Source organism: Stenotrophomonas sp. FR024 (assembly GCF_047500745.2).
GTDB classification, from domain to species: domain Bacteria; phylum Pseudomonadota; class Gammaproteobacteria; order Xanthomonadales; family Xanthomonadaceae; genus Stenotrophomonas; species Stenotrophomonas maltophilia_A.
Genome location: NZ_JAXAXM020000001.1, coordinates 61346 through 75091 on the forward strand (window position 1 = coordinate 61346; position 13746 = coordinate 75091).

Below are 13746 nucleotides of genomic sequence, written 5' to 3' on the forward strand. Positions count from 1 at the left end.
GGCCGGATGCTGCGACGAGGCAGCATCAACGGTCTGCCAGAGCAATGAGTGCGAATGCCCGCCGGCCAGCCTCGGCATGCTGGCCACCCTGAGCGGAACGCCAGCGTCACCCTGGCGTGAGGCGCCTTTGCCAGCCAGCACCCAGCAACGCGCACCGCCGCCGTTGCCGGATCCGCTACGGCCTCCCATCGTGTGATTCCCTGCAGGCCTCAAGCGCCTGCCGTAGCTGCTCGACTCATTCTCGACTCTGCCTGTGCCTTCGATGCGCAGGCAGCGGGCCGCGTTGCCCGCATCTGCAAAGGAATCAACACCATGAACCGTTCTCTCTCCCTCGGCCTGCTGCTGGGCACCGTGCTGGTCAGCACCGCCTGCGCACGTGCAGCTGAAGAATCGCCTGCCGCACCGGTTGCCAGCCAAGCCCCGGCGGCACCGATCAAGGCCAGCCCGTCGCAGGTGGATCCGGCACTGCCCATCGCCATCGTGCACAAGACCGCAAGCTGCGGCTGCTGCGGCATCTGGGTCGACCACCTGAAGGCCGAAGGCTTCCAGGTGGATGTACGCAATACCGATGACATGAACCCGATCAAGGTCCGGCTGGGTGTGCCGGTCGGCAAGGCCTCCTGCCACACCGCCGAGATCGGTGGCTACGTGGTTGAAGGCCATATCCCGGCCGAGGACATCAAGCGACTGCTGGCGGAGCGGCCGGCAGCGCGCGGCCTGGTGTTGCCGGGCATGCCGGCCGGCTCGCCGGGCATGGAAATGCCGGATGGCTACGTGCAGCCGTACACCGTTGAACTGGTGCGCAACGATGGCACCACCGAGCCGTTTGCCCAGCACGGCCAGGGCGGCTGATGGTCGCGGGTGCCGGTCGTCCTGACCGGCACCCTTTGGAGAGCCGAGCCCACCCTCGGAGTGCTCTTTGTAGAGTCGAGCCATGCTCGACTGCTCTGCTTCAGTCGAGCAAGCTCGACTCTACAGAATCAGCGGGCGCGGGCTGTTTCCTTGGCCAGCTGTGCGTCGAACTTCTGTTCGGCCGCATCCGCGTAGGCCTTGCAGGTCAGTGCCTTGGCGCTGGCCTTGCTGCCGGAGGCGTAGTCCCAGTTGCTGGCACCCGGATGAGGGGTCAGCAACACGTCACAGGGCAACGCCCGCACCGTCGCGAAGCTGCGTTTGTAGTCATCGACCAGGCGCGGATAGCGCGCATTGCCCTGCAGCTGGTAGCCCGGTGCACTCAGGCTGTCGGCATAGGCGATGCGCACCGGCTTGCCCTCGCGGGTATCGCTCCAGGTCCACGCGGTGCTGCCCGGGGTGTGCCCGGGCATGAAGTGCGCTGTGAATTCGATGCCGCCCACCTCGACCACCTCGCCATCCATCACGATGCGGTCTGCACTGGCTGGCGGATAAGTGATGTCATCACCGAAGTGCAGATCGTCGCTGCCACCGCGCGCCAGCAGCACCGCCGATTCGGCGTTGGCCGCTACTTTGGCGCCCGTACGGCGCTTCAGCTCCGCCACCGGCCCGGCATGGTCGGCGTGTGCGTGGCTGAGCAGGATCAACCGCAGGTCCTGCGGCGCCACGCCGCGCACCTTCATGTTGCTGATGAGGTGGCCGGCCATCTGTGGCATGCCGCCGTCGAGCAGTACCGCGCCGTCAGCGGTCTGCACCAGCAGGGCGGTCAGGTCCTGCGTGCCGATCTGCCAGGTGTGGTCGGCAATCTGCAGCGGTGCCATCGGCTGCAGCCAGGAAGCATCCACGGTGTAGGCCCGCAGCTGCGGCAGTGGTGTCTCGGCGCCACTGGCGTGCGCGATCGGGAGAGCAGTGACCAGGGCGAAGGCGAGCGGGGAAAAACGCATGGTTCACGTCCGTTTGAAGGAGGCCCAGAAACTAGCATGGGCCTCCTTCATCGCGTCGCGCATAGATTTCATGGCTCCCATAAGGGCGCCATGGATCAGTACCGGTACTGCCACCCCAGCGTCACCACCCGGCCACGGCCCGAGAAATAGCTCGGGTTCGACGGCGTGGTCTGCGAGTAGTAGCTGATGTACTGCTTGTTCGCCAGGTTCTGCACGCCCAGCGTGAAGGCGTGCTTGTCCAGCGTGTAGCGTGCGACCAGGTCCACCGTGGTGTAACCCTTGAACTCCGCCACCCGCGCGCCACGCAGGTCGAAGTCGCGGTCGAAGGCGTGGCTGGCCTGCAGGCGGGTGCTCAGCTGCGGCGTCCAGTTCTGTTCCCAGAATGCCGTCAGCCGGTTTGGCGCGATGTTGACGCCAGCCAGGTCGCTGTCGAGACGCCCATCGACGTTGGCGTCGTAGCGGCCGTTGGCGCGCGCGTAGCCCAGGCCCAGCCGGCTGTCGCTCAGGCGCAGGCGCAGGTTGCTTTCGAAGCCCTCCACGCGCGTGGCCTGGCGCTGCACCGCATAGGCATCGATGCCCGGATCGTAGATCAGCACCGAGCCGAGCTTGGATTCGGACGTGTAGTAGGCGATGTCGCCGCTGAAGCAGCCATCGTCGTACTCCAGGCCGATCTCGCGGTTGTCGGACACCACCGGTGACAGGTCGATGAGATTGTCGACGCGTTGGCCGTCGCGATTGATTGCACGCAGCACACGGCCGACGTCGGCCACGGTGTAGCCTTCCGAATACGAGGCGTAGGCGTTGAGGCGGTCATTGATGTACCAGACCGCGCCGAAGTTGGGCAGGGTCTCGCTCATGGTCGGCTTGCCGCCAGCCACCTTGCGTGCGCCGTAGCGGGGCAGGGTGGTGTAGTCGCCTACTTCCAGCTCGCCCTTTTCGTAGCGCAGGCCGCCGGACAGCATCAGGTGGTCGGTCGGCCACCAGTGCAGCTGCAGCAGCGGCGACAGGCTCTGGTAGGTGGTCTGCGGCACCCAGTTCATGCCGCTGGCCAGCAGCACCTGGTGGGTGCGGTCGCGCAGGCCGTCCAGGCCCAGGGTCACGTCCAGCGTGGTGTCGGCGATGCGGGCCCAGCTCTGGGTCAGCTTGAAGCCGCGCTTGTCCGATTCGTTCTGGGTCTGGTCCCAGGCGGCGTTGGCGCCGGTGTTGCCCCACGGGTCCCACTGGCTGGCGCCATAGCGGCCTTCGAAGTCCACCGCGAAGGCCTGCGCCTGGAAGCGGCCACCGAGCAGATCGGCGGCGCTGTAGTCCAGCGTCAACGAACGCGAGCGGTTCATCGGCGGCTCCAACGGGGTATCGCCGGGCACCGAAATGGTCGGGCGACCGGTGCGGTAATCACCGTTCACCGCCAGGTAGTTGTCCAGCCCGCGCAGCTCGTAGCGGTTGGCCATCAGCTGCAGGCGATGGCCCTCGGCAATGTTCCAGCCCAGCTTGGCAAACACGTTCGATGAGGTCGAGTCCATCAGCTCGCCCTGCGCGTTGGTGCCGATCGATCGGCCCTCGCCGTCGTGGTACAGGCCCTGCTTCTCATACGCCAGGCCGGCCACCAGATCGAACTGCTCGCCGCGTACGCCGACCAGTGCCGAGCCGCGCTGGCCGTTGTCATCACGGCGGTTGGGCAGGGCCGAGCTGTAGCTGACGTTGGTGTCGAGCAGGAAGGCGCCGGGCTCGCTGGGCGCGCTGCGGGTGATGATGTTGACGATGCCACCGGTACCGCCGATGCCTTGCAGCGCGTTGGCGCCGTGGATGACCTCGATGCGTTCGATCATGGCCGGATCGATGGTGTGCGAATCACGCGAGCCATCGCGCAGCGGCGTCGACTGCGGCACGCCGTCGACCATGTACAGGATGCCGCGGCCACGCATGGTTTCGCCGTAGTTGGACATCTTCTCGCGCGCCGGGGCAAACGCCGGGATCTGTGACGAGAGTACGCGCGAGACATCCGAGCCCAGCGCCAGCTGCTGCGCGATGTCCTCGCGGGTCAGCACGGTGATGGTGTTGGGCATCGCAGTCTCACCCTGCGGCATGCGCGCGGTCGAGGCCGATACCGTGACCCGGGCCAGCGAAGTGGTCGAGGCAGGGGACGCTGCCGATGACGCGGCCCGGGCCGGAGCGCGGGGCTTGGGCGATGCTGGCGCGGCACTCACCACGAACACCCCCGGCGAGCGCTCCTGCATCGCCAGGCCTTGCCCGGCCAGCAGGCGCTGCAGGGCGTCGTGCGGGGTGTAGCGGCCGTCGAGGGCGGGCGCGTTGCGGCCGCTCACGCTGTCGGCAGCGAACAGCAGCTGGATGCCACTCTGGCGCGCCAGCGAGTTGAGCGAAGCCTGCAGCGGGCCGGCCGGCAGGTGCAGTTCGACAGGTGCGGACGCAGCGGTCTGCGCGGTGGCGGGCAGCGCCGCACACAGGCAGGCGGCGAGCAGGGTGGGGGCCAGCCGGCGCAGCGCGGCGGGCGGAACAGGGCGGGTCATGCGGGGGTCCTTCGGAAGGGTTCAAGCACTTGCCGGATGGGACGGCGCGCAACCCACCCTCGGCGTGGCAATCAATCGCGGGCGCGCAGATGCAGGCTGCCGTCGGCGGCGGTATGCACTTGGACCGGCAGGATCTCCGGCAGCAGCGCGACCGCCGTCTCGGCACGATCGGCATCGAACACGCCCGACACCTGCAGCGGACCCAGTGCCGGGTCGTCCAGCACGATCGGACGGTCGTGATAGCGCTGCAGGATGCGCAGCACCTCGCTCAGTGGCATGCGGTCGAACTGCAGCCGGCCGGTGGTCCAGTCGGCCCGGTCCGGATCCACGGCTTCCGGCGGAGACAGCGAGCCCGGCTGGGCCAGCAGGCGCTGCCCCGGCTTCAGCCGCTGCTCGGTGCCGCCGCCATCCACGCTGACACCGACCTCGCCGCGCCACAGCGTGACCTCGCTGAGATCGCCCTGGCGGTCAACATCGAACACCGTGCCGTAGTTGCGTACCTGTACCGGCCCGGCATCGACCTGGAAGCGGCGCCATGCCGAATGCTGCACCTCGAAGCGCGCATGGCCCTGCGCCAGCAGCACCTGCCGCGAACGCAGATGGCGACGGACCTGCAGGCGGGTTCCCGCGTCGAGCAGCACGCGGCTGCCGTCCGGTAGCTCGATGTCGCGGCGCTCGCCGACGGCGGTCTGGTAGTCACGCACCTGCCAGGCCGGGTCGGCCAGCAGCAGCGCGGCAGCCGCCAGCAACAGCACCGGCAGTACCCGTTTCGCGCCAGATCCGCCGCGCCGCCGCTGCAACTGCTCCGGGCCTGGCAACGGGAAACGCTCCTTCAGTGCCTCCCGGTGTTGGTCGAGCATGTCCTCGGCGGACGGTTCGGCGGGCGCCGACGGCGGTGCCGGATCGGGTGATGCAGGGCTCACCGCAGCGCACCGTGCAGCCGGCAGTCGGCCATGGCCAGGCGCAGATGACGTTCCACTGCCTTCAGGCCGATGCCCATCCGCTGCGCCACCTCGGCCTGCGGCAGCTCGTGGATCTTGTGCAGGATGAACACCTGCTGCCGACGGCAGGGCATGCGCTCGATGCTGGCGGTCAGCCGCTGCAGCGCCTGCTGGCCCTGAGCCTGGCGCTCGGGTCCGGGGCGCTCACAGGCGCCTTCGGGAAGCTCGGCGCGGGGCTCTACCCAGTGCCGGCGCAGGTCCTCGGCGCGGCAGCGGTCGACCGCCGCATCGTGGGCGATCCTGCGCAGCAGCGCGATCGGTTGGCGGGCGTCATGCGCGGCCGGGCGTTCCAGCAGGCGCACACAGATATCGTGCACCACTTCGCGGGCCAGCCCGGGCGAGCGGAACCGGCGATGCAGGTAGTCCACCAGTTCCTCGTAGTGGCGCACCAGCGAGGTCACCAGCGGCAGCGCAGGTGGGCGGGGAAGTGTCGGCTGGGACATCCGGACGGGCAGCAAGGGTGAAAGGCGGGTGCCGGGAGGTCATCCCTGCGTAATGACGCAATACTAATGGGAACTGTTCTCGTTTGCCATGCCGCGATCGCCAGGGCGATTGTTCGCCGCGTCTGGAAAGTGAATCCACGATCATCGGCTGGAGCGCAGAATCGCCCACGGCTAGCCTGCCTGCAGGCTCAAGGAGGTGGACCATGCATGTGCTTCTGGTGATGGTGGGCGGCATTGTGCTGTTGGGAGTGTTCCTGTTGTTCGGACGGCTGTGGAGCGTAGGCACCTCACAGCTGCCCACGGCCCTGATCGCGTTCATTGCCACCTGGCTGTTGGTGACGGTGGCCAACCTGTGGGTGGGCGTCAGCAAGGCCGGCTACGGGATGCGCGAAGAACTGCCGATCCTGCTGCTGGTGTTCGCGGTGCCGGCCCTGCTGGCCGGTCTGCTCTACTGGCGCCTGGCGCGCTGAAGGAAAGCCATGAGTACACGACTGCGATTGCCGGCCCTGCGCCAGCGCGACGGCCACCATGCGCGCGTGACCTACGAAGAGCTGTTCTTCGACCTGGTCTACGTGTTCGCGGTCACCCAGCTCAGCCACCATCTGCTGCATCACCTGGATCTGGCCGGCGTGCTGCAGACCCTGGTGCTGTGGTTTGCGGTGTGGCTGGGCTGGCAGTACGCCTGCTGGGTCAGCAACTGGTTCGATCCGGAAGCGCCGCGCATCCGCGGACTGCTGTTCGCCACCATGCTGCTGGCCTTGTTGATGTCCTCGTCCATACCCGAGGCGTTCGCTGACCGCGCCTGGGTGTTTGCCGGGGCCTACGCCACCATGCAGGTCGGGCGCACCGCCTTCGTGTTGCTGGAGGTCGGTCGCACGCATCCACTGGCACCGAACTTCCGTCGCATGCTGGCCTGGGTGAGCGTGTCGGCCTGCTTCTGGCTGGCAGGTGCGGCAGCCGAGGGCAATACGCGGTTGGCGCTGTGGGCGGTGGCGGTGGCGTGCGAATACGTTTCACCGATGTTCGGCTTCGCGTTCCCGGGGCTGGGCCGCTCGCACACCCGTGAGTGGACCATCGAAGGCGGGCACCTGGCCGAGCGCTGCCAGCTGTTCGTCATCGTCGCACTGGGCGAGACGTTGCTGGCCACCGGTGGCGTGCTCAGCGAAGTCGAACAGTGGAGTGGGGCGGTGGTGTCGGCGGTGCTGGCAACGTTCGCCGGCACGATCGCCATGTGGTGGCTGTACTTCGGCATCTCCAGCCGCGACGCCACCGAGGCCATCAGCCATGCCGAAGACCCGGGCCGGATGGGGGCCAACTTCCACTATGTGCACGCGCTGCTGATCGCCGGGATCATCGCTACGGCGGTGGGCAATGACCTGGTCATGGACCACCCGCACGCTGCGGTGACGCCGGTGTATGCGGCCGTGCTGGTTGCAGGGCCATTTATCTACCTGCTGGGCAGCGCGCTGTACAAGCGCGTGGTATACGGGCGCGCACCGTACTCGCATCTGATCGGTGCGGTGGCGCTGGGCGTGCTGGGCGTGGTGTTGCCGCAGACCCATCTGCTGGCCGCTGGCTGGTTGACCAGCGCGGTGCTGCTGGCGGTGGGGTTGATGGATACGCGATTGAAGCACCGCCTGCAACGGGCGTGATCTTGTCCGGTATCCAGCCCGTGCCGGGGAGAGTCGACTGTTAGTCGACTGCTCTTCCACAAGGTTGCGGAAAATCCCGCGCTGCGCGCGATAGTCGACTGACAGTCGACTCTACCGCCGCCCTCTACCGTCTGCGGTGACCTGGCCGAGTGCGGCGGCCATTGCCGCAAGCTTGCCGACCGTGTTGAGGTTGCGGGCGGTGCCCTGCTGGGCATAGGGAATCCGCAGGCGTGAGTCGGCCATGCCGTCGCCATTGTGGACGAAGATCTCGCGGGTACCCAGAGCCAGCTGCTCATCGCGCAGGCCGGTCACCCCGGCCAAGGGATCCGTAGGCAGTGCCTCATCCACGAACAGCGCGACCACGCGATTGCCGGCGGCATGCGGAAACGGATTGCGGGCGGCAACCGCTGCGATCTCGGCTGCGGAGCGCACCAATACACCCACCGGTTTTCCGGCATAGGCCTGCAGCCGTTGGCCAAGGGCTTTCCGCACGCCGGCTTCGCCAAGTCCGCTGCGGAACACCACGTTGCCGCTGGCGATATAGGTGCGGACGTCGGTGAAGCCGGCGTCTTCGCACATCGCCACCAGTTCAACCATCGGCAGCTTGCCGGTACCTCCGACATTGACTGCTCGCAGCAGTGCGACATGCACGCTCATGGGGAACCTGCCTGCAGGCGGTCGTACATGCGTACCAGGTCGACCAGCGTACGCGCGCCCATCTTGCGCATCACCTGCGCGCGGCGCACCTTCACTGTGATCTCGCTGACCCCGAGGTCGCCGGCGATCTGCTTGTTGAGGCGGCCGCGCACCACACCGTCGACCACCTCGCGCTCGCCGGCGTTGAGGGTGTTCCAGCGCTGCTGCAGGGCGTCCAGCGCCTCGCCGTCACGGCGGCGCTGGCGGTCGATCTCGATGCCCTTGTGGATCGCATCCAGCAGTTCCTGGTCACGGAACGGCTTGGTCAGGAACTCGATGGCGCCGTCCTTGATCGCATTGACACCCATCGCGATGTCGCCGTGGCCGGTAATGAACACCACCGGCAACTGCAGGCCGTGGCTGCCCATCGTGCGATGGAACTCCAGCCCGCTCTGACCGGGCATGCGCACGTCCAGCACCAGGCAGGCCGGTGCATCTTCCAGTTCGTGTTCGAGGAACGCCTGGGTGGAGGCGAAGGCCCGTACCTGCAGGCCCATCGAGGCGAGCAGGTCTTCCAGCGCGGCGCGCACCGACGGATCGTCGTCGATCACGTAGACGATGGGTGCCGGATCGGCGGCGGGTGCAGCGGGCTTACGCATGAGGGCGTTCCGTGGCAACGGGCAGGTCAAACACAAAGCAGGCACCTCCGCCGCTGGGGCGCTCGGCTCGGATCCTGCCTTCGTTGGCCTCGATCATCGACCTGCTCAGGCTCAATCCCAGCCCGAGTCCGTGTGATTTGGTGGTCCAGAACGCATCGAACACACGCTCGGGATGATCGGCGGGCAGGCCGACACCACGGTCGCGTACGCTGAGGCTGACCCGCTGGCCGTCACGCCGGGTCAGCAGCGACAGGCGACGATCAGCAGCCGGCACCGCTTCCATCGCGTCCACCGCATTGAGGATCAGGTTGCCGATCACCTGCTGCACCTGCACGCGGTCGGCCTGCACCAGTGGCAGATCGGCGTCCAGCAGCAGGGCCACGGCCACGCCGTGCTGGTCCAGTTCACTGCGCGACAGCGCCAGCATTTCCTCCACGGCCTGGTTCAGATCGAAGGCGCGCCGTTCCGGTGCGGCACCCTGGGTCAGGCCACGGATACGGGCGATCACGTCACCGGCGCGATGCGCATCGGCCAGGATGCGGGCCACGGTCTGCCGCGCCTTGTCCACGTTCGGTGGGTCCTGCGCCAGCCAGCGTTGGCAGGCCTCGGCGCTGCTGGCGATGGCCGCCAGCGGCTGGTTCACTTCATGGGCGATGGAGGTGGTCAGCTCGCCCACGGTCGACGCGCGCGCCACTCGCAGCAGGCGGCCCTGTGCTTCCTGCATCGCGGCCTTGGCCGCTTCCATCTTCAACGCCAGGTAGGTGGTGATGCCGATCACCAGCATGCCGATCACCGAGTTGACCAGGCCGATGCGGTAGGTACCGAAGCGGGTGAGGAAGAAGCTCAGGGCGGTGAGTGCGATGCAGGCAATGGCCAGGCTGATCAGCCCGCGCGCGGCGAGTACGCGCGATGCCGCGAGGATGACCGCTGCGTAGAAGCAGGCCGCCGCCACGGCGTAGTCGGTGACGGTATCGATCAGGAAGATCGCCGCCATCACGACGATCAGGGCCAGCAGCACCAGAGGGCGGCGGGGCGACAGCGATGGCATCGGGGCGGCTCCCGGGCGTGGGGGGAAAGGATAGCAAAGCCGCCTCTGGCAGGTGCCGACCGTGCTTGGCGTGCTCCTGTGCTGTCGGCACCCACCAAAGCGATGCCTGGTAGTGCCGGCCGCTGGCCGGCAGCTGCAGGATCGTCCCGGAGTTCATGAGGTTGCCGGCCAGCGGCCGGCACTACCCAGGTCTGTGCCGACCCAGGTCGGCACCTACCAATGTGGTGCATGCGGGCTGTTGGTAGATGCCGACCTTGGTCGGCAGGCTCTGGCAGCAGTGGTGGCATCTGAGGGTTCTGTGCCGACCAAGGTCGGCACCTACCAAGCGGTGCACGATGTTGCCGGCCAGCGGCCGGCACTACTCCTCCAGGCTGGCGTTCCAGAACCCCTGCAACACCCCGGGCGTGGTCGCCAGCGTGGCCAGCACCGCATCCAGTTCACCGGCATCCACCGTGGTGGCATACAACACCGCTTCGATCTCCACATCGCGCTCGCCGAACGGGCGCTGGTCCACCGCGCGTACCGGGTAGTGGGCCTGTTCCAGCAGCAGCAACAGCTGATCCAGCACCTCGGCCTGCTGCTCGCGCTGGCAGACCACGTTGATCGCATAGGTCGCCTCGCTGAATGCTTCCGGCAGCGGCTGCCGCTGGATGCGGTTCACCACCGGCCGCAGCAGGGTGTTGGCTGCCAGCACGAAGATGGCGGCCAGCACCGCTTCCGGCAGCAGCTTGATACCGGCACAGGCTCCCACCGCCGCCGATCCCCACAGGGTGGCGGCGGTGTTCAGACCGGACACCTGGGCGCCGTCCTTCATGATCGCGCCGGCACCGAGGAAGCCGACGCCGGAGATCACATACGCAACCACATGCAGCGGTGAGGGCGGGCCGCCATACAGGTCATGGAAGCGTACGGCCAGGTCGACGAACACCGCCGCACCCACTGCCACCAGCGTATTGGTGCGCAGTCCGGCGGTGCGTTGGCGCAGCTGCCGTTCCAGGCCGATGGCCGTGCCCAGCACGAACGCCACCGACAGGCTGATCAGCGAGCTCAGGGTTGCGCCGGCGTTGAACGCCGGCAGGTTCGGATTGATGTCCATTGTGTTTCTCCCTGGACCAGACGGCGGGCGCTTACTGCCAGCCGTAACGACGGATGTAGATCTTCTTCAGCAAGGTCGTCAGCACCGCGTAGCCGAACAGGATCGCCACCAGGAACGGCCAGTAGCCGGTCGGCAGGGCCTGCAGCTTGAAGTAACCAGCCAGCGGGCTCATCGCCAGGGCCACGCCAATGGCCATGATCAGGCCGGTCATCACCAGCAGCGGCGGCGCGGCGATGCTCTGCAGGAACGGCACCTTTGGTGTACGGATCATATGCACGATCAGGGTCTGGGTCAGCAGGCCCACCACGAACCAGCCGGACTGGAACAGGCCCTGGTCGGCCGGCGTGCGTGCATCGAACACGTACCACATCAAGGCGAAGCAGGTCAGGTCGAAGATCGAGCTGATCGGCCCGAAGAACACCATGAAGCGGCCGATGTCCGCCGGGTTCCACTTCAGCGGCCTGCGCACCAGCTCCTCGTCCACGTTGTCGAACGGAATGGCGATCTGCGAGATGTCGTACAGCAGGTTCTGTACCAGCAGCTGCAGTGGCAGCATCGGCAGGAACGGCAGGAAGGCCGAGGCCACCAGTACCGAGAAAACGTTGCCGAAGTTGGAGCTGGCGGTCATGCGGATGTACTTCAGCATGTTGTTGAACGTGCGCCGGCCCTGGATGACACCTTCCTCCAGCACCATCAGGTTCTTTTCCAGCAGGATGATGTCGGCGGCCTCCTTGGCGATGTCCACCGCGCTGTCCACGCTGATGCCGATGTCGGCCGCGCGCAGCGCCGGTGCATCGTTGATGCCGTCGCCGAGGAAACCGACCACCTTGCCCTGTGCGCGTAGCTCGCGTACGAGGCGCTCCTTGTGTAGTGGTGTCAATCGGGCAAACACACGGTGGTGGTGCAACGCCCGCGACAGCGCGCCGTCATCCATGCGCTCGATCTGCGGGCCGGTCAGGATGGTGTCCGCCTCCAGCCCGACCTGGGCACAGACGCGGGCGGTCACCAGCTCGTTGTCGCCGGTGAATACCTTCACCTCTACGCCATGCGCGGCCAGCGCCTGCAGCGCCTGTGCAGCCGATTCCTTCGGCGGGTCGAGGAAGGCCACGTAGCCGACCAGGGTCAGGCCGCACTCGTCAGCCTGCGAATACACGGTCTGGCTGGCAGCAGTTTCCTTCATCGCCACTGCCACCACGCGAAGGCCCTGTTCGTTCAGTTCCTCCGTGGTCTGCCGCACGCGCGCCAGCCGCTGCTCATCCAACGGCTTGTCCTCGCCGTTCTCGCGCACGGTGCTACATACCGCCAGCATCTCCTCAACCGCACCCTTGCAGATCAGCTCATGGTGGTCCTCGCGTTCGGACACCACCACCGACATGCGGCGGCGCTCGAAGTCGAACGGGATCTCATCCACCTTGTGGTAGTCCTGCGACAGCCGCAGCGAGCTCTGCAGCTCCACGTGCTCCAGCACCGCACGGTCGAGCAGGTTGATCAGCCCGGTCTGGAAATGGCTGTTGAGGTAGGCGAACTTCAGCACGTCCTCGGAATCGTGGCCGAACACATCGGTATGCCGCTCGAGGGCGATCTTGTCCTGGGTGAGGGTGCCGGTCTTGTCGGTGCACAACACCTCCATTGCGCCGAAGTTCTGGATCGCATCCAGGCGCTTGACGATCACCTTGCGCCGCGACAGCAGCACCGCGCCCTTGGCCAGGGTGGAGGTGACGATCATCGGCAGCATTTCCGGGGTCAGGCCTACCGCCACCGACAGCGCGAACAGGAACGCCTCGGTCCAGTCGCCCTTGGTCCAGCCGTTGATCAGCAGCACGAACGGCACCATCACCAGCGCGAAGCGGATCAGCAGCCAGCTGACACTGTTGACGCCGGCCTGGAACGCGGTGGGCGCACGGTCGGTGGCGGTGCTGCGCTGGGCCAGGGTGCCGAAGTAGGTGCGGTTGCCGGTGGCCAGCACCACGGCGGTCGCAGTGCCGGACACCACGTTGGTGCCCATGAACAGCAGGTTGTGCTGCTCCAGCAGGCCGGCCAGGCCGTCGCCCGGGTGCGCGAACTTCTCCACCGGCAGCGACTCGCCGGTCATCGCCGCCTGTGCCACGAACAGATCCTTGGCGGTCAGCACGCGGCAATCGGCCGGAATCATGTCGCCGGCCGACAGCACGATGTGGTCACCGGGCACCAGCTCGCGGATCGGCAGGTCCAGCAGGCGGGCCGGGCGACGGCTGTGCAGGTGCGCACCGAAGTACTGGTCGGCCACATCGGCGGCCTCGGTACCCGGATTGCGGCGCAGCACGCGTGCGGTGTTGCCGACCAGTGCCTTCAGCCGCTCGGCGGCACGGTTGGAGCGGCCTTCCTGCACGAAGCGGATCAGCGTGGACAGCAGCACCATCGCGCCGATCACGATCGTGGCCTTGATGTCCTCGGTCAGCCAGGACACCGCCGCCAGTACGGTCAGCAGCAGGTTGAACGGATTGCGGTAGCACTGCCACAGGTGGCGCCACCACGGCAGCGGCTTTTCGTGATCCACCTCGTTGGGGCCGAGCGTAGCCAGCCGCTCCTCGGCCTCATGCGGGCTGAGGCCATCGGCATGCGACTCCAGTGTGGTCAGCAGTTCGGCTTCCTCCTGCTGGGCGAGGGTGACCAAGCCGGTGGTGAGCGCGAACGGCGCTGCTTCGGCGCTACCCCGGCCGAACCCGGCCTCGGGCATCGCACGGCGGCGGAACAGGTTGCCTGCGCGACGGCTGCGCAGGAAGGCGTTGAACCAGGCGTTGAGCAGGCTCATGGGACTCTCCTCGAATGTCAGAGCCGGCCGCGGCCGGAACAC

Annotated in this window: 12 protein-coding genes; 3 read left to right on the top strand and 9 right to left on the bottom strand. The window is 67.2% G+C overall.

The window, feature by feature from the left end; all coding sequences use genetic code 11:
- The first annotated feature begins 312 nt into the window (after window positions 1–312).
- On the top strand, window positions 313–852 hold the full coding sequence (locus ACMZ91_RS00305; RefSeq protein WP_080356555.1) for a DUF411 domain-containing protein: 540 nt from the start codon (window positions 313–315) through the stop codon (window positions 850–852).
- 128 nt (window positions 853–980) lie between these two features.
- Here ACMZ91_RS00305 and blaL1 read toward each other — a convergent pair whose 3' ends face one another.
- The 4 genes from blaL1 to ACMZ91_RS00325 form a co-directional block, all read right to left on the bottom strand.
- Window positions 981–1853, bottom strand: a complete 873-nt coding sequence (blaL1, locus tag ACMZ91_RS00310; protein ID WP_134951445.1) for a L1 family subclass B3 metallo-beta-lactamase — start codon at window positions 1851–1853, stop codon at window positions 981–983.
- A 95-nt stretch (window positions 1854–1948) separates the two neighbouring features.
- The gene (locus ACMZ91_RS00315; RefSeq protein ID WP_414576754.1) at window positions 1949–4378 is read right to left on the bottom strand and encodes a TonB-dependent receptor; all 2430 of its coding nucleotides are present in this window, start codon (window positions 4376–4378) and stop codon (window positions 1949–1951) included.
- 71 nt (window positions 4379–4449) lie between these two features.
- Window positions 4450–5301, bottom strand: coding sequence for a FecR family protein (locus ACMZ91_RS00320; RefSeq protein WP_049462642.1), 852 nt, complete (start codon window positions 5299–5301; stop codon window positions 4450–4452).
- Window positions 5298–5822 carry an RNA polymerase sigma factor gene (locus ACMZ91_RS00325; protein ID WP_049462641.1) on the bottom strand — a complete coding sequence of 175 codons (525 nt, stop codon included), beginning with the start codon at window positions 5820–5822 and terminating at the stop codon, window positions 5298–5300. The genes ACMZ91_RS00320 and ACMZ91_RS00325 overlap by 4 nt, the downstream gene beginning before the upstream one ends.
- A gap of 203 nt (window positions 5823–6025) precedes the next feature.
- On the opposite strand from ACMZ91_RS00325, the gene ACMZ91_RS00330 reads away from it, so the two are divergent.
- Together ACMZ91_RS00330 and ACMZ91_RS00335 are read left to right on the top strand one after the other, a co-directional pair.
- Window positions 6026–6292, top strand: a complete 267-nt coding sequence (locus tag ACMZ91_RS00330) for a hypothetical protein (protein WP_006369821.1) — start codon at window positions 6026–6028, stop codon at window positions 6290–6292.
- 9 nt (window positions 6293–6301) lie between these two features.
- Complete coding sequence (locus tag ACMZ91_RS00335; RefSeq protein WP_414576751.1) at window positions 6302–7474, top strand: low temperature requirement protein A; 1173 nt, start codon at window positions 6302–6304, stop codon at window positions 7472–7474.
- A 111-nt stretch (window positions 7475–7585) separates the two neighbouring features.
- Here ACMZ91_RS00335 and ACMZ91_RS00340 read toward each other — a convergent pair whose 3' ends face one another.
- From ACMZ91_RS00340 to mgtA, 5 genes are all read right to left on the bottom strand, one after another.
- Window positions 7586–8131 carry a DUF1697 domain-containing protein gene (locus tag ACMZ91_RS00340; RefSeq protein WP_414576749.1) on the bottom strand — a complete coding sequence of 182 codons (546 nt, stop codon included), beginning with the start codon at window positions 8129–8131 and terminating at the stop codon, window positions 7586–7588.
- Window positions 8128–8769 carry a response regulator transcription factor gene (locus tag ACMZ91_RS00345; protein WP_049462638.1) on the bottom strand — a complete coding sequence of 214 codons (642 nt, stop codon included), beginning with the start codon at window positions 8767–8769 and terminating at the stop codon, window positions 8128–8130. The genes ACMZ91_RS00340 and ACMZ91_RS00345 overlap by 4 nt, the downstream gene beginning before the upstream one ends.
- Complete coding sequence (locus ACMZ91_RS00350; protein ID WP_049462637.1) at window positions 8762–9817, bottom strand: sensor histidine kinase; 1056 nt, start codon at window positions 9815–9817, stop codon at window positions 8762–8764. The genes ACMZ91_RS00345 and ACMZ91_RS00350 overlap by 8 nt, the downstream gene beginning before the upstream one ends.
- A gap of 358 nt (window positions 9818–10175) precedes the next feature.
- Complete coding sequence (locus ACMZ91_RS00355; RefSeq protein ID WP_134950876.1) at window positions 10176–10913, bottom strand: MgtC/SapB family protein; 738 nt, start codon at window positions 10911–10913, stop codon at window positions 10176–10178.
- A 31-nt stretch (window positions 10914–10944) separates the two neighbouring features.
- Window positions 10945–13704, bottom strand: coding sequence for a magnesium-translocating P-type ATPase (gene mgtA / locus ACMZ91_RS00360; RefSeq protein WP_134950875.1), 2760 nt, complete (start codon window positions 13702–13704; stop codon window positions 10945–10947).
- Window positions 13705–13746 lie beyond the last annotated feature (42 nt).

What these genes read in the sequence shown, in the direction of transcription:
- ACMZ91_RS00305 (WP_080356555.1), top strand. Translation starts at nt 313, where the DNA reads ATGAACCGTTCTCTCTCCCTCGGCCTGCTGCTGGGCACCGTGCTGGTC.
- blaL1 (WP_134951445.1), bottom strand. Translation starts at nt 1,853, where the DNA reads ATGCGTTTTTCCCCGCTCGCCTTCGCCCTGGTCACTGCTCTCCCGATC.
- ACMZ91_RS00315 (WP_414576754.1), bottom strand. Translation starts at nt 4,378, where the DNA reads ATGACCCGCCCTGTTCCGCCCGCCGCGCTGCGCCGGCTGGCCCCCACC.
- ACMZ91_RS00325 (WP_049462641.1), bottom strand. Translation starts at nt 5,822, where the DNA reads ATGTCCCAGCCGACACTTCCCCGCCCACCTGCGCTGCCGCTGGTGACC.
- ACMZ91_RS00330 (WP_006369821.1), top strand. Translation starts at nt 6,026, where the DNA reads ATGCATGTGCTTCTGGTGATGGTGGGCGGCATTGTGCTGTTGGGAGTG.
- ACMZ91_RS00335 (WP_414576751.1), top strand. Translation starts at nt 6,302, where the DNA reads ATGAGTACACGACTGCGATTGCCGGCCCTGCGCCAGCGCGACGGCCAC.
- ACMZ91_RS00340 (WP_414576749.1), bottom strand. Translation starts at nt 8,131, where the DNA reads ATGAGCGTGCATGTCGCACTGCTGCGAGCAGTCAATGTCGGAGGTACC.
- ACMZ91_RS00345 (WP_049462638.1), bottom strand. Translation starts at nt 8,769, where the DNA reads ATGCGTAAGCCCGCTGCACCCGCCGCCGATCCGGCACCCATCGTCTAC.
- ACMZ91_RS00350 (WP_049462637.1), bottom strand. Translation starts at nt 9,817, where the DNA reads ATGCCATCGCTGTCGCCCCGCCGCCCTCTGGTGCTGCTGGCCCTGATC.
- ACMZ91_RS00355 (WP_134950876.1), bottom strand. Translation starts at nt 10,913, where the DNA reads ATGGACATCAATCCGAACCTGCCGGCGTTCAACGCCGGCGCAACCCTG.
- mgtA (WP_134950875.1), bottom strand. Translation starts at nt 13,704, where the DNA reads ATGAGCCTGCTCAACGCCTGGTTCAACGCCTTCCTGCGCAGCCGTCGC.